We start from the raw sequence: 17,508 nt of genomic DNA, 5'->3' as shown, positions 1-17,508 counted from the left end.
GAGCCTGGTATCACTACGGAAGTGTAGTGATACCAGTTTTGGTGTCAATACCATCATGGTCAGAGTTGTACGATGACGGCATGGCAAGGGAGCCGAATCGAACTGGGCGGCGCGAGCGCAAGAAGGCCATGACCAGGGCCGCGATCCTGCGAGCTGCGCAGGAGCTGTTCCTCGAGCGCGGCTTCGACGCGGTGAGCGTGCGGGAGATCGCCGACCAGGCGGACGTCTCCCCCACCACTGTCTTCGCCCACTTCCCCCAGAAGGAGGCACTCCTCTTCCACGAGGAAGACGCGCAACGCGAGCGACTCGTCGCCGCCGTGCGCGAGCGGCCGGCCGGCCTCTCGATCTCGGAAGCGCTGAAGGCCCACTACCGCTCCGAATTCGTCGCCATGTGGTCCGGCGAGGAAGCGCCGCTCCGCCGCCGGGTCATGTCGCTGATGGAAGCCACACCGGCCCTCCAGGAGTACGCCTCCCGGATGTGGCTCCGCCATGAGGACGCACTCGTCGCAGCCATCACCGAGGATCTCGGCCTGTCCCAGCCGAGCGACGACATCCGGATCTACGCCCGGTTCGCCCTCCAGATCCAGCTACTCGTGACGAGTGACACCGATCCGATGCTCGACGCGGGATTCCGGATCCTCGATCAGGGCTGGAGTGAGCACGACCCGGCGCGAGGCACGTAGCGTCCACGCCAATGGGCGTATGGAAACCTCACGGCCCCGTCACGGTGACGGGCTTCCCGTTCAGTCCTGGCCCACGTCACCAAAGAGCGCATTGAACCGCCGGTTGAGGTCATCGCCGACCCCGACGACTCCGGGCGGTTCAGTGGGTGGGGTACGCGAACGGCCCGGGCCGTTCGCGGTGCTACGACGCGCTGAGCCGCTCCTGCGCCTCGAACAGTTCGTCGCCATGCTCGGTGACCCAGGCGCCCAGCGCCCGCATCGGGCCGTCGGCGAAGCTGCGACCGAGATCGGTGAGCGCGTAATCGACCCGGGGCGGCGCCTGGGGGAAGAACCGCCGCTCGACCAGGCCGTTGCCGACCAGCCTGTGTACGGCCTCGGTGAGCGCCTTGTCGCTGATTCCTCCGATTCGTGCCCGCAGTGAGCGGCGGCGGAGGGCGCCCTCGGCCAGCGCGGCCAGCACGACCGCATCCCACGTGTGCGCGAACAGGTCCGTCGCCATCCGCATCCGGCAGTCGGCTACGAGTTCCTCGCAGAGGTCGCCGTCACCCATGCGCCCATCCTGGCACGCCCGACATGCACCATCCGGTGCGCGTCGGCCTGCCTAGCGTGACGGTATGCGGATCGGAATCCTCGGCACCGGCAACCTCGCCACGGCACTGGCCACCGGCTGGGCCCGGGCCGGACACGACATCATCATCGGGGGTCGCTCGACGGCCGCCGCCGAAGCGATCGCGAACCGGATCGGCGGCACCGCGCGGCCCGTGCCGACGGTCGCCGCCGGCGCCGACGCGGTTCTGCTCGCGGTCCACTGGGACGGCGTCACCGAGATGCTGACAGCGGCCGGCGGGCCCGCCGGCGCACTGGCCGGCCTCGCCCTGATCGACCCGACGAACGCCGTCGAGCACGGTGCCGGCACCCTCCGGACGGAACCCGCCCGGTCGGCCGCCGGCCACATCGCCGCCCTCGCACCCGGCGCGCACGTGGTCAAGGCTTTCCATCTCTTCCCGGCCGAGCGGTGGGTGACGCCCGATGCCGGACCGGTCACGGTCGCCATGTGCGGTGACGACGAGCGCGCACTCGATGTCGTCGGGTCGCTCGTGCGAGACGTCGGTGGAGTTCCCGCGGTCCTCGGAACGCTCGACCGGGTACGACAGTTGGAGGAGGTCGCCGGCTTTGTCATCGGGCTGGCGTTCGCCGGGGTCGACCCGCAGTCGGCGATTCCGTCGGTTCCCCGCTGACATGTGTCCGACAGGCCGCTCGTGGAGGCGGACGGTCCCCGCCGGGAGCGCCGTCTGCTCTCCCACCCGTCGATCTCCCACTTGCCCGATCCGAATGTGTCCGGCGGGTCGACCTGGACCCGCTCCGGGCCGGGACCGATCCGCCGGGCACTCACCGCTGCGCGTCACAGTCAGTCCAGATCGAGCAGGACCTTGCCCGGCACCCGTCGTTCCCGCAGCGCCTCGATCGCGCCCCCGAGGTGACGCCACGATCCGCGCCAGCCGATCGGCGCCCGCAGCGCCCCCTGAGCCACGAGGTCCACCAGCAGCGCCAGATCGGCGGCCGGGGCGGTGGTGTCGCCGAAGGACCGCAGCGTCCGGGACGCGCCCGGGGCGAAGGTCGAGTTCACCGGAAAGACGGCCGGCTCACCGGAGGCCCAGCCAATGCTGTGCAGCACCCCGCCCGGCGCGAGCAGACCCCACGCGGCCACCAGCTGGGCGCCTCCCACGGTGTCCAGCACCACGTCGACCGGGTCGCCGACAGCCTTCAGGCCGACCACCAGCTCGTCGGCCCCCAGCGCCGCCAGCCCGTCGCCCCGGGACGCCGACCCGACCGCGGCGATCACGTACGCGCCCCCGTGCCGAGCCAACTGGACGGCAACTCGGCCCACTCCCCCGGACGCCCCGGTGATCAGTACGCGACGCCCGGGCAGCGGACCGGACTCACGCAGCGTCCGCAGCGCGGTGAGGCCGACCATCGGCAGCGCGGCAACCTCGGACAGGTCGACATCGGGGGGCACCACCGCGACGCTGTCCAGGTCGAACACCGCGAGTTGGGCCCACGCGCCCGGTCCGAAGGCGAGCACCCGGTCGCCCACCCGGGGACCGGGGCCACTCTCGGCGGCGCGCAGCACCTCTCCGGCGGCGTCGTGCCCGAGCACCTGTCCGGCCGGCCAGAGGTCGAGGTGACGGATCTCGCCGTTGTTGACGGCGGCATGCCGCACCTCGACCAGCACCTGCCCCGGCCCGCATTCGGGCTCGGGGACATCGGTCACCCGGAACCCGTCGACGGTGCCCGGAGCGGCGACGATCGCATGCATACGACCTCCTTCGGTCCTCGCCAGGTTCCCGACAGGTGGCCCACAGTGGCGACCCTGTCGACGACGACCGGCGCAAGACGCCGGCCCGATGGTCAGGCGGCGGCGCGACGGGCCGTGCCGTCCGGAGCGTCCGCGAGACCGGCGTAGCGACCCCGGTGGTAGAGCAGCGGGGAGCCGACATCGGCGTGCCGGAGCAACTCCGGCTCGGCCAGCACGACCGCGTGATCGCCGACGACCACCCGGTCGACGACCCGGCACGCCAGCCAGGCCAGGGCGCCGTCGAGGATCGGCAGTCCGTTCGGCCCGGGCCGCCAGCGGGTCGGAGCGGCGAAGCGGTCGATGCCGCTCGTGGCGAAGGTATGGGCCAACTTGTGCTGGCCGTGTGCGAGCAGGTGCACCGCCACGTGCCGGGCCTGCGCCAGCGTCGGCCACGTGGACGAGCCGAGGTTCAGGCAGAACGAGACGATCGGCGGCGTCAGCGACACCGACGTGAACGATGTCGCGGTGAAGCCCACCGGCGGCGCACCGGGGGCGGTGACCACAGTGACGGTGCTGGCCTGGTGGCGCAGCAACCTGCGTAGCGCGTCGGCGTCGGCGTCCATCGGGTCGTCGGCGGACGAGGTCATGGGCGTTCCTCCCGAGTGGGGCGCGGAGCGCTAGGAACGGGTGGCGGGGTCGGCCGCCAGCCGCTCGTACGGGATCTTCTCCCCGGCCTCGACGGCGACCGGCAGCCGGTTCTCCGTCGGTGGCAGCGGGCACGTCGCGAAGTCGGTGTACGCGCACGGCAGGTTGACGGCCCGGTTGAAGTCCAGCGTCACCCGGCCCTGCTCGTCCGGCGTGCCGACGGCCAGCGACCGGTTGGCCCCATAGGTGGTGATGCCGGAGGTGGTGTCGGTGAACAGCACCGACAGGCTGCCGGGCGTCACACCGTTGAACGCGGTCAGGCTCAGCGGCAGCCCGTCGACGCAGAACTCGATCCGGCCGGGCGCGTCGTAGATGTGCTGGAGCCCCTCCACGGCAGCGCCGACCGTGGTGGGCCGGGGACGCTCGAACGGCACGAACCGCCCCTGGAGCACCCACCGCTCGGCGGGCGGGAAGGTGGCGGTACCCCGGTAGCGCGTCCGCAGCGGGTGGTCGGGGCGTCGGGGTCGGAGGATGTCGCGCCCACCCCGCCGGGCCACCTCGAGGACACCACCGTCGATCTCCACGGTGATCCCGGCGCGCTCGGCGATCACCCCGAACTGATGCCTCTCCCGGATGCGCCGGCCGTCGACGACGATCTCCTCGTCGTCGGCGAGGGTCACCACCGGCCCGTCCGTCCCGGTGCGCCACTCCCCGGGCACACCGGGGAACCGCTGCGGCTCCGCGGTGAGCCAGTGCAGTCCGGCCACGGCGAGGAAGCCGTGGCGGTCCGCCCGCGTCTCCTCGTGCCGGCGGTGCCACTCCTGCCAGTCGTCGGCGAACGCGCGGGTGGGTCGTGCGGCGTCGGGGGGTGCGGACGGTGCGGGTTCACTGTTCATGACGGATCCCTCTCGTTGACGTGCGGCCGCTCGGAAACGGGCGCGGAGGTGCCGGACGCGAGCCGGCGGGACGAGGACCGAGAGGCAGCGAGCGCCCGCTCAGGCCGGAAGGGTCGCCACGCGACAGAGCTGCGCGGCGACCCGCATCAGGTCGACGACCCGGCGGGAGGTGAACAGCCGAACAAGCAGCATGGATCAATTTTCCTACTGAGCAAGTAGGATTTCAAGCCCCGGAGCCACTCAGCATCGCGTGGCCATCGCAACGTCTACCGGAATGGGCCGAACCAGGCAGCTGTCGCGCGGCCTGCCTCATCGAAAATGGATGTGCGGGAGCCGGGCAGCCATCGGTAAAGTGGCGTCCATGTCGAGCCCCGAGTCGGACACTTCGGGGGCTTTCGGCCACGCCGTCAGCCCCTGAACCACTGAGGTTCCAGCCTCCCGCCCACTACCGCATACGTGTGGGCGGTTGTTCGACCCCCGGGTTGGCCGTGGTGACGAGACGCCTTCTGTCCGTTTCATGCCTCGGAGCAACTCGATGCCTTTCGCTCTCCATCTTCTTGCCCTCGCCGTCTTCGCCATGGGCACCTCTGAATTCATGCTCGCGGGCCTTGTGCCCGACATCGCCACGAGCCTCGATGTCTCCGTCGGGTCCGCCGGACTGCTCACCTCCGCCTTCGCGGTCGGGATGATCGTCGGCTCACCCCTCATGGCTGCCTTCGCACGTCGGTGGCCGGCACGGACCACGCTCCTTGGATTCGTGGCGATCTTCACTCTCTGCCACGTCGTCGCCGCGACAACCCCGTCCTTCTCCGTGCTGTTCGCAACCCGTGTCCTGGCTGCGGTTGCCAACGCCGGCTTCCTGGCCGTCGCCCTCACCACCGCGGCCGGTCTCGTGGCCCCGAACCAGAAGGGGCGTGCCTTGGCGGCCCTCCTTTCCGGTACGACGATCGCTGTCGTCGCAGGCGTCCCGGCGGGCGCGCTGCTCGGCACCGCGATGGGGTGGCGAGCGACCTTCTGGGCAGTCGCGCTGCTGTGTATCCCCGCCGCTGTCGGCATCCTCGCGGGGATCCGGCCCCGCTCGGAGCCGACAGCGGAAGGGCCCGCCGCCGGCACGTCTCTGGCCTTCGAACTCGCGCAACTCCGAAAGCCCCGACTGCTCGTGGCAATGCTGCTCGGAGCGTTTGTCAACGGCGGGACCTTCGCGGCGTTCACCTTTCTTGCACCCGTCGTCACCGAGACCGCAGGACTGGACGAGGTGTGGGTACCGCTGGCCCTGGTCGTGTTCGGCATCGGATCGTTCATCGGCGTCACTGCCGCCGGGCGGCTCTCCGACCGGCGCCCTCGTCCGATTCTCGGAGTGGCCGCTCCCCTCCTGTTCCTGGGGTGGCTGGCACTCGCACTCGTCGCCACACACCCCGTACTGCTGCTGATCCTCGTCTTCGTCCAGGGCATCCTGGCTTTCGCGGTGGGTAGCACGCTCATCGCGCGGGTGCTCTACGCAGCATCCGAAGCGCCCACCATGGGAGGTTCCTACGCAACCGCCGCGCTCAACACAGGAGCCGCCGCCGGCCCGGCAATTGCGGCCCTGACGCTGTCGGATTCCAGTGACCTCGGCCCCGTGTGGGTGGCCTCTCTCCTGACTGGGCTTGCCCTGCTCATGCTGCTTCCATCGGTGGGGCTGATCGCGCCACGGAACCGGAGTGGGGAGGTCGTCCGGTGACTCACGCGAATGCTCCGCGCAACGTCGACGGCCGTCGGCGGCTCGTCGACGATGTCGAACTCGACCGATCGCTCACGTCGCGGCCGACAAACTCGCCGACTTGGACCGGACGGCGTGTTCCATGGGCGTGACAATGACCAAGCCTTGGCGTCAGCCCTGACGGAGGGGGCGCAGGTGGCGGTCGGCCCACTCAGCGAACGGGGTCAGGGGGATGCCGAGGGCGCGCGCGAACTCCGGCCGGGCCGGCTGCCCGGCGACGTTCAAGAACTCGTGGGAGGTGGTGGCCCACGGCGGCATGCCGGCGGCAAGCGCTTCCGCCTCGGTCATGTCGGGAGCGGTGCCGTCGATGCCGAGCGACTCACCGATGATCTTCGCGATTTCCGTCATCGGCAGGTGGTCGCCGGCCAGTTCGAGTTCGACGCGGTGGAAGCGGTCGGGGTCGGCGACGGCAGCTGCGGCCGCGCGACCGATGTCGTCGACGGCGACCAGCGACAGGTGGGTCTGCGGCCGGAGGACCGTCGCGAGCCCGCCCGCGACGCCCCGCGGCAGCAGGTAGGCCAGGTCGGGCAGGAAGTTCTCCATGAAGAAGCCCGGCTTGATCAGCGTCCACCGGTCGAAGCCGGCGGCCCGGACGCGTTCCTGCATGCCGGCCTTGGGCAGGAAGACGCGCTCCATCGCGGCCCAGCGTCCGTCGGTCCAGCCGGGGGCGTCCTCGTGCCGCCCGGCGCCGGACACCGAGGTGTGCACGAACTGCGGGACCTCCGCGGCCAGCGCGGCCTCGATCAGGTTGACGCCCTGGGCGAGTTCGCTCTCGAAGTCCCAGGTGTCGCCGCGCAGCTCCGGCATCTGCACGGAGAAGACGGCGCGGGCGCCCCGGGCGGCCGGGACCAGCGATGCGGGATCGCGGAGATCGCCGGTGACCAGCTCGGCGCCGAGGGCGGCGACTGCGGCGGCCTTGGCGGCAGCAGGGTTACGGACCAGGGCGCGCACCGGGACGCCGGCGGCGAGCAGGGCGCGGGCGGTTGCCCCGCCCTGCTGGCCGGTAGCGCCGGTGACCAGTACTGGTGCTCGATCAGACATGGACACTCCTCGACCCAAGAAACGGCGGGGACCGCCGTTTATGCTTGCTAAGATACGGCGGACCCCGCCGCTTAGCAACGCCGAGGTGAGACATGCGCGCAGATGCACGCCGCAACTACGAACTTCTGCTCGCGGTGGCAGCGGAGGCGGTTGCCGAGCACGGGGCCGACGCGTCGCTGGAACAGATCGCCCGGACCGCCGGGGTGGGCTCCGGCACGGTCCGCCGCCACTTCCCGACCCGCCACGCCCTGCTCGAAGCCGTCTTCCGGGAGCGCATCGACGCCCTCTGCGCCCGCGCGGGCGAACTAGTGGGCAAAACGGACCCCAGGGCCGCGCTCGTCGAATTCCTGATCGAGATGACGCGGGCCGCCGCCACGATCCGGGGCCTGGCCGAGGCGCTGAACCGCGGCCGCGTCGAAAGCGTCTACTGCGCGTCCGACCAACTGTCCGAGGCGGGTGAGCCACTGGTACGCCGGGCCGCCGAGGCCGGAGTGCTGGCGCCCGACGTCACCTTCGGCGACCTGTCGACGCTGGTCACCGGGATCGCCCTGGCGACCGAGAACGACCGCGACCCCGGTACCACAGCGACCCGCCTGCTCTCGCTGGCCATGACGGGGTTCACGGTGACACCGCAGGAACCCGCACAGCACAGCCCGCTTCCGAAACCAGGTGCCTGACCACGCCCCCGGGCCACGGCCTGATCGCAAGCCGTAGCTCGGGCCGGCTTCGCCGGACCAGATAGCGGTCCGAGCCACGGCTCGCGGGCCTACCCTGCGCCGTCGTGGTCGGCGAACCCCACCGCGCCTTCTACAGCAACCAGTTCAGTCTCACTGTGCCGACCCAGCCGACAAGGCCGAGGTCTACCGACAACTCGGTTTCCAGCCTGAAACGCAAACGGTGCGCGGTGCGCTCTCCGGCGTGCACAGCGTCGAAACCGAGATCGTCGCGCAGAGGATCAAGCGGGCGGGACCACTCGTCGCCTCCGGAGCCTGAGCGCGGCTTGCTTTCAAGCGCGCTCGAAGCTCTAGTGTCGGGGCCGTGACCACGACAGCCGAGACGAGAACATGGATCATCACGGGCGCGAGTTCCGGCCTCGGTCTGGGGCTCGCCGAGGCGGCACTCCAGGCTGGCGAGCATGTGATCGGGACCGCGCGACGGGCCGACCGCTTCGACGGGCTCAAGGCGCGGTACAGGGATGGGCTCCTCGCCGTCGCGCACGATGTGCGCGACACGGCCGGAGCGGCCGGTGTCGTGCAGCGGGCGCTGGAGGTGTTCGGGCGCGTCGACGTGCTCGTCAACAATGCAGGCGCCGGACAGGTCGGTGCCGCCGAAGAGATCACGGACGCTGCTCTGCGGGCCATGCTCGAGCAGCACCTGTTCGGCCCGGCCGCCTATGTGCGTGCCGTACTGCCCCACATGAGGGAACGTCGCTCTGGTGCGGTCGTGCAGATGAGCAGCCAGGGCGGGCGGATGTCGTTTCCCGCCGTCGGCAGCTACTCAGCCGGCAAGTTCGCGCTCGAGGGCTGGTCGGAGGCGCTGGCGGGCGAGGTCGCACCGTTCGGCATCCGCGTCCTCATCGTCGAGCCCAGTCGATTCCGCACCGCGTTCAACGCCGCGGACGTGCTCAACACAGCGCAGCAGAGCTCGATCTACGAGGGGGTCACCGGTGCCGTGCGCGCGAACATGGAGGGAGCCGACGGCATCCAGGAGGGCGACCCGGCACGAGCCGCCCGGGTGATCCGGAACATGCTCGACACACCCGACGCGCCGCTCCGGCTTCCGCTCGGCGCCGAGGCGGTTCGCAACCTCACCCGCGTCTACCGTGCAGCGCTCGACGACGTCGAGAAGTGGGCGTCGGTGAGCGAGTCGGCGGACTTCCCAGGTATGCCGCCCGCGGTTCGCCCGTTCTGATCGCCGTACGCTGATGGCCGAGACGGCATCCAGTTCGGCGTCGAGCGCTGACTCCGGAACGGCACATCCCGACTCCGGGAGTGCCCGCGACCTATTCGCCCAACTCTCAACGCCCGGCTCCGCCGACGTTGGGCCGCTTCCAGCATCCGGTCGAACCGGATGCCGAGTCGGTAGGTCACGATGGCGACGACGACACCAATACCGCGCCAAACGGCCCACTACCAGCGAAGACTCCGACCCCACCAGGTGCGGCTGGAGTACCAAGCGCGGTTCAGCACCAGAACGCCTGACCCCGCAGTCGAGTTGCGATCATGTGCGTCAACCGCGCGGCGCTCGGTCCGCAGGAGCGTCGCGACGCTGAGCTGCACGGCTCGGCGGCGCGGGGATGGTGGCGTCAGTACGAGTCGTGGCCGCCGCAGTCGCAGCCGCAGGCTTGGATTTGCGGCGGTGGAGCGTGAGGGTCATGACCAGCACGACCAGCGCTCCGACGATCAGCCCGAGGATCGCGCTGGCCACCGTGTTGACGAGCCAGCCGACGAGCCCGCCGAGCGCACCCGTGGAGTCGTGGGCGGCGACCTCCACGTGGTGCACGGCCTCGTACAGGAAGTGCAGGTTCAGCTCGTTCGTGCCCAGCAGCAGGATGTGCCCGCCCACCCACAGCATCGCCGCGGTGCCGACCACCGTCAGCACGGTGAGGACTACCGGCATCGCCCTCACCAGACCGCGGCCGAACGTGGCGACGGCGCCGGAACGTTGCGACAGGCGCAGCCCGGCGTCGTCCATCTTTACGATCAGGGCCACCACGCCGTACACCATGACGGTTATGACGACGGCGACGACCGCCAGGATCGCCAGGCGGGACCAGAACGCCTCATTGATCACCTCGTTGAGGCTGATCACCATGATCTCCGCCGAGAGGATCAGGTCGGTTCGTACCGCCCCGGACACCAGTGTCGTCTCGTCCTGCACCTTTTCCTCGCCCGCGCCGTGGGCATCGTGATGGGCGATCTTGGCCCACACCTTCTCCGCGCCTTCGTAACAGAGGTAGGCGCCGCCGAGCATGAGGATCGGAGTGAGCAGCCAGGGCACGAACTGACTGAGCAGCAGCATGGCCGGCAGGATGATGAAGAACTTGTTGCGCAGCGACCCCAGGGCAATGCGCTTGATAATCGGCAACTCGCGCTCGGCCGCCAGGCTCCGCACGTACTGCGGCGTGACGGCAGCATCGTCGACGACGACGCCCGCAGCCTTGGCGCCGGCCTTCGCGGCGCCCGCCCCGATGTCATCGATCGACGCGGCAGCGGCTCGGGCCAGCACCGCCACGTCATCCAGCAGGGCTACGAGTCCACCGGCCAAGGGAAGGGTCCTTCCAGGGTTGCGCAGAGTTCGAACTGGCCCATTCTCGCTCAGGTCCTGTGCGCGGCAAGCCACCGCCCGGCCGTATATCGGGCGAGAGCTCGAGGTGAGCGTCTATCGCGCTCAGCCGGCGACCCGCCACCACCGCGCCCGGGCATCAACCTGGCGCCAGCTCAGGCCGAGCCCGTCCGCCGCGGTCGCCGTTAGCCAGGGTCGGCGTAGATGCGTTTCGGTCGCTGTCCGGGTCGGCCGCGGATGCCTTTGATCGGCGGGATCTCGTCGACCAGGGGCAGTAGACGGGCCGCCCTCGGCAGACAGCGACTGGAGCGACAATCCAGCTGCTGATCAGCCTCGCGGCCTGGCGACACGGCTCCTTGAACGTGATACGCGCGCTAGCTCGGCAAGAACGAGCTCCCAGCTCAATCTCCGCCCTCTAGCTGGAACCGTGGAGGGCTCCGTTATGCGGCCTGGGCCTGCAGGGCGCGGGTCTCTGATCGTTCGTAGTCGATGGGCGAGTGTCCGCCGCAGACGGAGTGGCGGCGGCGCCAGTTGTAGAGGTCGGTGATCCAGGTGGCGATCTTCAGCCGGGCTTCCGTACGGGTGCGGAACTGGTGACGGTGGACGTACTCGACCTTGATGGTGGAGAAGGTGGCCTCGGCGACGGCGTTGTCGAAGCACGAGCCGACCCGGCCCATCGACTGGCGTACCTTCCAGCGGGCGCACACCCGGGCGAAGTCGGCCGAGCAGTATTCGCTGTCCCTGTCGCTGTGGAAGATCACTCCGGTGACATCGCCGCCGCGGGTGACGGCGGCCTTGTTCAACGCGGCGACGACCAGGCCGGGCCACGCGGACGGCGGCACGCTGGCCAAGCGGGTCTACGTCCACCCGGACAACAGCCACCTCAAGGTCGCCGCTGAGCACCTGGAATCGGGCCTGCTCGGCCGACTCCCGTGACACGAAATTCAGCAGTACGCGCGTACGTGATGAATTGTGAGACGGAACAGCAAGAAGGCCTCGACCCACCAAAGTGAATCAAAGAGCTCTTTTCATCGTGATCAAGGGCGGTTGAGCAGGCAGGCGGGGGCGGCGTGTCGATTGTCCGGATAGGACGAAGCTCCCGGTAGGACAGCAGTCGACCAAGACGCACTGCCCAGCACGGGAGCTTCGTTGCTGACCTATCCTGCCAGCATCCCGCTGTCCACGCGCAGCCTGACCCGCCTGACCGAGCTGATCCGCGACCGCCGACGTGCGCTCGGCGCCGGCTGGCGCAACCGGCGAGCCGAACCGAAATCCGGATTCGCCACCGACTCCAAAATCCGCCACCCGGATTACCCGTTCAAGGCTGCATGACGAGGCACTAACGTCCGGGCGGTCCAGGTAGCGAAGTCGCTTACCTCAGCTACGCCCGCTCACGTGCGCCCAAGAATCCCGTCCGCTGGCACCGGCGCCTGGCGGCCTCACACGCTCCCACCTACTCGTGGCTCCCGCGTTCTCAGGGGATGCTGCTGGATGCGGTACCTCCGCCGGCCCGCACCCTCATCCCTTGCTGAGCACTAGCTTGATCACTTTTAGCGAAACGTCGTTACGGCCGACCTCGTGGCGGATCCAGAGGTGAATGTCGCGGGCCGTCCAGCCCGGATGCTGCCGCGCCAGCCTGAGAATGAGATCGTGCTGCGTGCGGCTGACCGCTGGACGCCTCCGCCTTCGCGGCGGCGGGTTCTGCTTCACCGGCGGCGGGGCGGGCTGGTCCATGCTCCAACTCGGGTAGGTGACGCGTCGGCGAGGGTCGTCGTCGTAGGTCATTCGCGTACCCTCCTCAGGTCCCGACGGTCCCTGAAACGACGCTACGAACGCCGCGCGGTGCAGGTCCATGACGAATCACCTGGCAGAGTCCTGCCACGCCACTTCTCTGCAGTCGATGATCGTTGCAAGATGACACCGCCCGGGCACCGGCTGTGGGAAGGGGACCGCTCGCGTGGCCGTCCGCGTCGCCGTCGTCGATTCGCTGCCGATGTTTCGGCACGGCGTCACGACGGTACTGACGGCCGCCGGTCACGCGGTGGACACGCCCGCCAATGTGGCGCGCTGGGTGTCGCGTCGGCGCGACTCCTGCGTGCTCCTGTCGATTCAAGACGAGTCGGACTGGGATCTTCTTCGGAGCCTGTCCGCGACGCCCACCACCACGGTGATCGCGCTACTGGATGACGCCACCGTCGTCGCGGGAGCCCGGGCGGTACGGGCTGGAGCCCGATCTGTGCTGCCCCGCACGGTGTCTGGTGAGTTCCTACGGCGTACGGTGGAGGCGACGATCGACGGGCAGTCCGTTCTGCCGCCGGACGTTCTGGCGCTGCTTGCGACGACTGTGCCGCCGGACGTGGCGCCCACCGCGATGGACCGCGTGATGTGGCTGCATCATCTGGCGGCGGGCGGGACGGTCGCTGAACTGGCCGATCGCCTGGGCTACTCGGAGCGCGCGATGTATCGGATGCTACGCGCGCTCTATCAGGAGATGGGCGTCCAGACGCGCCTGGAAGCGGTGCTCCGTGCCCGCCAGTCGGGGCTCGTCTGAGGTCTGGGCCTAGATCTGGGCAAGCGCCTCGAGGGCCGGCTGCAACCGGCCCTGGGGGTTCCCACACCGGTCCAGCTGTTGCAACAGGAAACGCAGTCGGGCGACCAGACCAGGCGCGTCGCGTACCTGCCGGCGCGCTGTGCCGAAGTGCGCGGCAGCGTCGCCCACTTTGGCGTCGCCGGTCAGTGCCTGGCCGCAGAGACCGAACCCGAGCATGTCTCGGGCAGCGAAATCGAGGCGGTCGGCAAGGAGCCGGTGCTCCGCCTCGTCAGCGAGTTGGCGGAAGTGCCCGGTCGCGGCGCCGGGGTCGCCGGTCTGTGCGGTGGTCAGTGCCAGCACGGCCAGGACTAGCAGCGAGCGGCCTGGGCGGTCACGCCGACGGAGTCGATGGGCGCGCTCTATCTCCCGGCGGGCCTCCCCCGGATCGCCATGGCGCAGGTGGGCAACGCTCAACGTGGTACGTGCCTGAAGCAGCACTACCTCGTCGAGTTTGGCGCGGGCCAGCGCGACGGCCTCTTCGGCCAGACGGATCGCCTCACCCGTTTCGTCCTCGGCGAGGCGCAGATCGGCGAGGGCATCGCGCCTTGCGGCCAGCAGCCATTCCGGCGCGCGGCGAGCTGCAGCGGAGTCCGCCTCGCGCAGACGGTCCCGCGCCCGGTCGAGGTCGTTCTGCTCGATGTGCCACCGGGTGAGTCGCAGCAAGGTGAACACCCGCTCCAAGTCCGTGAACGCGGCGGCCGCTCGGTGGCGTGGATAGGCGGGCAGTTCAAGCAGACTGAGCGCCTGCTCGGCGTCGCGGATCGCGGCGCCGAAGTGTCCGTGCCTCCGGTTGCAGTCAGCCAGGCCGATCAGGGCGCCCATACACAGGGACAGGTCACCGACCCCGTCCCGGTCATCGCGAACCAGTCGGTACCGCGCACGGGCCCGCTGCGTCTTGCCGGCCTCCAGGTACGCGCCGGCCTGGTTGAATTGGATCCGCTGAGCGTCTGCGGCCCCGCCCAGGGCCCGGGCCTTTGCCAGGGCCCGCGCGAACGAGTCCGTCGCCGCCGGAAGATCGCCTATTGTGAGTGCGATATCGGCGAGCGCTTCCTCATTCGTCATCTCGCGGTGATGGTCGCCAAGCTTTCCCCGCAGCCTCCGGCGTTGGCGCAGCACCAGCTTGCGGCAGTTCCAGTCGAACAGGTACTCCATGTCGATCTCTTCAATGACCCGATACGCATCAGTCATCTGCCGGGCATTGAGCAGCGCGTTGATCTGCGCCAGCCGCAGCCGGAGGTCGCGGACGGCGGTCACCGGCCGTGCCGGAAGCTCAGTCAGCGCGCGGGCTGCGGCCGACAGCACCTCGACCCGGGCGGCGTTGCTCATCGGTACCAAGTCGAGGAAGGTAGTTCCACTGACGCCGGGTAGGTGGTAATCGCCGTCGTCGTTGCGGTAGATCACCCGACGCAGATTCAGCACGTCGAGCGCCGCCCGAATGTCCTCCGCTCGGTGTTTGGGAGAGAGAGCCGAAACCACGGCCGACTCGGGGATCGGGGTGTCGAACGCGGCCAGCGCCTGAAGCACACCGCCGCGGAGCTCGCCGAGGCGTTCGACCAGCAGACGGATAAGCTGGTGCGGCACCTGCGCGGGCGACTGCTGGAAGAGCAGCGTCGCCAGGTCACGCAGGCCCATGGGGCGGTCGGCGTCGGCCACGAGCGCGTGGACGAGCTCGCCGCTGCGCGGGTTTCCTTGCAGGTGCCCGTGCAGCTTCTCGCGGAATTTGTCGTCGAGGTCACCGAGCCGGAGCGCTCCGTCGCGATCGATACCGCCCAGAAACTTGAAGAACTCGTCGGGTTTGAGTTCAGGCACTGGGATCGGTGCGTGACGTCCCGGCCACGTGCCGCCAGTCGACGAGGCTGGGTGCCCGCGGAAGGCTAGCACCACCGAGACCTGATGGCCCCGCTCGTTCGTTAGCAGTTCGAGGGCCTCGTCTAGGTCCGCGTCGGCGAGCTCGTGGGTGCCTTCCGCCAGCAAATTGTGGGCAGCATCCAGCGCGACGATGACGCGCCGGCCGCCCAGCTCGTCGAGCACCCGCTCCAGGCGCGCCAACGAGGAATGGCCCCGTTCGGTGGGCGGGGCCTCGCGGCCTTCCAAACCGTCCATGAAGCTCTTCAAGTCGAGCCGAGTCGCCGCGTCCACGACCTGGCGATACACGTGTGCGGGGCCGGCAGCCCCGGCACCCTGCATGTCGTCGAGGACGGCATGGAGCACCTCGGACTTCCCGATGCCTGCGAGGCCGCTGATCACCACCGCACCGAAGGGTCCCTCGGTCAGCCGGTGATGCAGCGCCACGCGTTCGGACTCCCGGTTGATGATGGTCGTGCCGTGTCTACGCCGGTTGTCCCGCCGGGCCGCCGCGGGCGGAGGGCGCGATTGCTCGGACTGGACGGCTGGCAGCTTGCGTCGGGCAGCCTCCGCCGCGGCGGCCGCGAGGTCGTAGCACCATCGCCGGGCTTCGTCCGGTGACGTGGCGCGCAGCTCCCGGCCGACGTGCATCAGGCCGGCGCCCACCAGGCCGAGGAGCAATTGCTGACGCCACAGGCTCGACAGGCCCCGCTCCGGGAAGGCTTCGAGAACACCGGCCTGCACCTGGCGGGCGATCTTGCGGATGGCGCGCGCCTCGGGTTCGACGTCGCCAATATCGGGATTGACGATCGCCCGTATCCAGTCGGTGCGAATCTCTGGCGCCACGCGGTCAAAGTCGTCCAGGGCAAGCGCGACAACAAGGTGCATGGGGTCGAACGCCAGGAGCATTTCCCGGCTGAAGTGATCGTAATCGATCAGAACATACGAGCCGGCTCTGAGCTTCCTTCCGCGCTGCACGAAGATGTTGCGGGCGCTCAGATCCCCATGTGCCCGTCCCAGCATGGCGCCGGGAATGGGCCGTCCAGCATCCGCTCCGGTCACCAACGCGAATGGTGAGTCGCCGGCGACCGACAGGCCCTTGCCGCGAGCCCACGTCTCCGCAGCCCCGATGTGACGCCGCACGATGGGCTGGAGCACCTCGCCGACAGTGCGTTGCCCGTGGGACGTTCGGTGCGGATTCCAATCTCTGACGACCGATGAGGCGATCCTGCGGAGGCAGGCGGGCAAGGATGGGTCTCGACGAAACCGGCTCAGCGGCTGAAATTCGTCCTGATCGTCGCCAGCGACGCTCAGGAAGACCGCGGTCCATTCGCCAACCGGGATGACAACCTGATCGACTTTTGCCAGGTGACGCCGGTAGCCCGGCGACTCTTCCCACGCCTCGCTGAGTGCGGCGGTGCGGGCGCCGGGCTCGCAGAATTTCAGCACCAGTTGCTCCGGGTGGCCCCTACCGGTTCGCAGGACGAGGGCGACGGGGCGATCGCTGCGCCCGTCGTCGAACCAGTGGAGGATCTCGAGGTCGAAGTTAACGCTCTCCATCCAGCGAGCAAGCGCTGTCAGCACTTCGTGATGGCCGTCCAAGCCGGATTGCCAGTGTCTCGGGTTCAAGAGTTCCCCCATCTCAACCCCCTGCCAACTGGCCAGCGCGCACTATTGTCAATGTATGTCGTCGTCGCGATCAACTGAATCGGTAAGTTGCCGGCGGGTGGGCGAGTGGCGTGGCTGAGGATCTGACCGATTTCGCCAAGGCCCGGAAGGACCTCATCTGGGGGATGTACACCGACACCAGGACACACGCACGGCACGCCGAGGTGCTCCGCTCGAACGTAGTGAACTTCATGATAGTGGTGGCGTCGGTGCTGGTCGCGGTGATCGCGAACGACGGCACGGTGGGTCGCTCTGAGCTGCCGCTCTGCGTGGCGGTCGGCTTAGCCGGCCTCCTCGGCCTGGCGTTCGCGGCGTCGTACACCGAGCTGTTCGAGCGCAACCGGCGGCGGGCTCTGCGATTCCGCGACCAGCTCGACCAGGAGTTCCTTAAAGAGGGGCCAGTGACCATCGCGGCGTTGCTCGAGCAGGCCGACGAGCACCACCAAGCCGGCCGGCTGTACCGGCGAACCCGCCGGGTGATTGGGACAACGCAACGGTTCTGGTATCTGCTTCCGACCTTCGTGCTCGTGACCGGGGTCCTGCTCACGGTCGCCGCTGTCTAAGCCAGCCTGAGCATGCCCTGCAGGGCGGACTTCTCTCAGGACTGCAGGGTCAGGCCCCAGCTGTACTTGACGGTGATCCACATCTAGCTGTAGTACACCGTGCCACGTCGACGGGTCCTGATCACCCTTGGCCTGGTTGACGTTGTCCGTCACCGCGATCAGCTACGGGCGGGTCAGGTTGTTTGGCGAAGCTTGGCCGCCTGCTGATCGTCTAAAGAACTTCACCGCTGTGAGGAT

At 69.2% G+C, this 17,508-nt stretch carries 17 protein-coding genes and 1 pseudogene; 8 read left to right on the top strand and 10 right to left on the bottom strand.

The window, feature by feature from the left end:
• Positions 1-80: 80 nt before the first annotated feature.
• A complete protein-coding gene (locus tag BAW75_RS09685) occupies positions 81-683 on the top strand; it encodes a TetR/AcrR family transcriptional regulator (RefSeq protein ID WP_082930948.1) in 603 nt (200 codons plus the stop codon).
• 181 nt (positions 684-864) lie between these two features.
• On the opposite strand, the gene BAW75_RS09680 is transcribed toward BAW75_RS09685, so the two are convergent.
• A complete protein-coding gene (locus BAW75_RS09680) occupies positions 865-1,233 on the bottom strand; it encodes a winged helix-turn-helix transcriptional regulator (protein ID WP_104113336.1) in 369 nt (122 codons plus the stop codon).
• Between the two features lie 64 nt (positions 1,234-1,297).
• Here BAW75_RS09680 and BAW75_RS09675 point away from each other — a divergent pair, with 64 nt between their 5' ends.
• Complete coding sequence (locus tag BAW75_RS09675) at positions 1,298-1,921, top strand: NADPH-dependent F420 reductase (RefSeq protein WP_104113335.1); 624 nt, start codon at positions 1,298-1,300, stop codon at positions 1,919-1,921.
• 170 nt (positions 1,922-2,091) lie between these two features.
• Here BAW75_RS09675 and BAW75_RS09670 read toward each other — a convergent pair whose 3' ends face one another.
• From BAW75_RS09670 to BAW75_RS09660, 3 genes are all read right to left on the bottom strand, one after another.
• Positions 2,092-3,000: a zinc-binding dehydrogenase gene (locus BAW75_RS09670; protein ID WP_208635219.1), complete on the bottom strand. Its 909-nt coding sequence runs from the start codon at positions 2,998-3,000 to the stop codon at positions 2,092-2,094.
• A gap of 92 nt (positions 3,001-3,092) precedes the next feature.
• Entirely contained in the window at positions 3,093-3,626 is a 534-nt protein-coding gene (locus BAW75_RS09665) for a flavin reductase family protein (RefSeq protein WP_064446364.1), read from the bottom strand.
• 30 nt (positions 3,627-3,656) lie between these two features.
• Entirely contained in the window at positions 3,657-4,520 is an 864-nt protein-coding gene (locus BAW75_RS09660) for a DUF1684 domain-containing protein (RefSeq protein ID WP_104113334.1), read from the bottom strand.
• Positions 4,521-5,055: 535 nt separating this feature from the next.
• Here BAW75_RS09660 and BAW75_RS09655 point away from each other — a divergent pair.
• Entirely contained in the window at positions 5,056-6,240 is a 1,185-nt protein-coding gene (locus BAW75_RS09655) for a Cmx/CmrA family chloramphenicol efflux MFS transporter (protein WP_104113368.1), read from the top strand.
• Positions 6,241-6,390: 150 nt separating this feature from the next.
• Here BAW75_RS09655 and BAW75_RS09650 read toward each other — a convergent pair whose 3' ends face one another.
• Positions 6,391-7,320: an NmrA family NAD(P)-binding protein gene (locus BAW75_RS09650; RefSeq protein WP_104113333.1), complete on the bottom strand. Its 930-nt coding sequence runs from the start codon at positions 7,318-7,320 to the stop codon at positions 6,391-6,393.
• A gap of 92 nt (positions 7,321-7,412) precedes the next feature.
• On the opposite strand from BAW75_RS09650, the gene BAW75_RS09645 reads away from it, so the two are divergent.
• Positions 7,413-7,997: a TetR/AcrR family transcriptional regulator gene (locus BAW75_RS09645; RefSeq protein ID WP_104113332.1), complete on the top strand. Its 585-nt coding sequence runs from the start codon at positions 7,413-7,415 to the stop codon at positions 7,995-7,997.
• 361 nt (positions 7,998-8,358) lie between these two features.
• Positions 8,359-9,231 carry an SDR family NAD(P)-dependent oxidoreductase gene (locus BAW75_RS09640; RefSeq protein ID WP_104113331.1) on the top strand — a complete coding sequence of 291 codons (873 nt, stop codon included), beginning with the start codon at positions 8,359-8,361 and terminating at the stop codon, positions 9,229-9,231.
• Positions 9,232-9,549: 318 nt separating this feature from the next.
• Here the strand turns inward: BAW75_RS09640 and BAW75_RS09635 are convergent, their stop codons facing one another.
• From BAW75_RS09635 to BAW75_RS09625, 3 genes and pseudogenes are all read right to left on the bottom strand, one after another.
• Positions 9,550-10,587 (bottom strand): DUF808 domain-containing protein, encoded by a 1,038-nt coding sequence (locus BAW75_RS09635; protein ID WP_104113330.1) that lies wholly within the window; start codon positions 10,585-10,587, stop codon positions 9,550-9,552.
• Positions 10,588-10,793: 206 nt separating this feature from the next.
• A pseudogene (locus BAW75_RS09630) lies at positions 10,794-10,886 on the bottom strand (IS5/IS1182 family transposase); the annotation flags it as partial.
• A gap of 159 nt (positions 10,887-11,045) precedes the next feature.
• Positions 11,046-11,447 (bottom strand): integrase core domain-containing protein, encoded by a 402-nt coding sequence (locus tag BAW75_RS09625; RefSeq protein ID WP_244206064.1) that lies wholly within the window; start codon positions 11,445-11,447, stop codon positions 11,046-11,048.
• A gap of 307 nt (positions 11,448-11,754) precedes the next feature.
• Here BAW75_RS09625 and BAW75_RS32845 point away from each other — a divergent pair, with 307 nt between their 5' ends.
• The gene (locus tag BAW75_RS32845) at positions 11,755-11,937 is read left to right on the top strand and encodes a hypothetical protein (protein WP_244206061.1); all 183 of its coding nucleotides are present in this window, start codon (positions 11,755-11,757) and stop codon (positions 11,935-11,937) included.
• Positions 11,938-12,123: 186 nt separating this feature from the next.
• Here BAW75_RS32845 and BAW75_RS09615 read toward each other — a convergent pair whose 3' ends face one another.
• Complete coding sequence (locus BAW75_RS09615; protein WP_104113328.1) at positions 12,124-12,390, bottom strand: hypothetical protein; 267 nt, start codon at positions 12,388-12,390, stop codon at positions 12,124-12,126.
• 172 nt (positions 12,391-12,562) lie between these two features.
• Here BAW75_RS09615 and BAW75_RS09610 point away from each other — a divergent pair, with 172 nt between their 5' ends.
• Entirely contained in the window at positions 12,563-13,156 is a 594-nt protein-coding gene (locus tag BAW75_RS09610) for a helix-turn-helix domain-containing protein (RefSeq protein WP_104113327.1), read from the top strand.
• A 9-nt stretch (positions 13,157-13,165) separates the two neighbouring features.
• Here BAW75_RS09610 and BAW75_RS09605 read toward each other — a convergent pair whose 3' ends face one another.
• Positions 13,166-16,681 (bottom strand): AAA family ATPase, encoded by a 3,516-nt coding sequence (locus BAW75_RS09605; protein ID WP_104113326.1) that lies wholly within the window; start codon positions 16,679-16,681, stop codon positions 13,166-13,168.
• Between the two features lie 98 nt (positions 16,682-16,779).
• Here BAW75_RS09605 and BAW75_RS09600 point away from each other — a divergent pair, with 98 nt between their 5' ends.
• The gene (locus BAW75_RS09600) at positions 16,780-17,271 is read left to right on the top strand and encodes a hypothetical protein (protein ID WP_104113325.1); all 492 of its coding nucleotides are present in this window, start codon (positions 16,780-16,782) and stop codon (positions 17,269-17,271) included.
• Positions 17,272-17,508 lie beyond the last annotated feature (237 nt).

The organism is Micromonospora chalcea (genome assembly GCF_002926165.1).
Classification (GTDB): domain Bacteria; phylum Actinomycetota; class Actinomycetes; order Mycobacteriales; family Micromonosporaceae; genus Micromonospora; species Micromonospora chalcea.
Note: the sequence above shows the minus strand (reverse complement) of the source record. Positions and strands in the feature narration are given on the sequence as shown.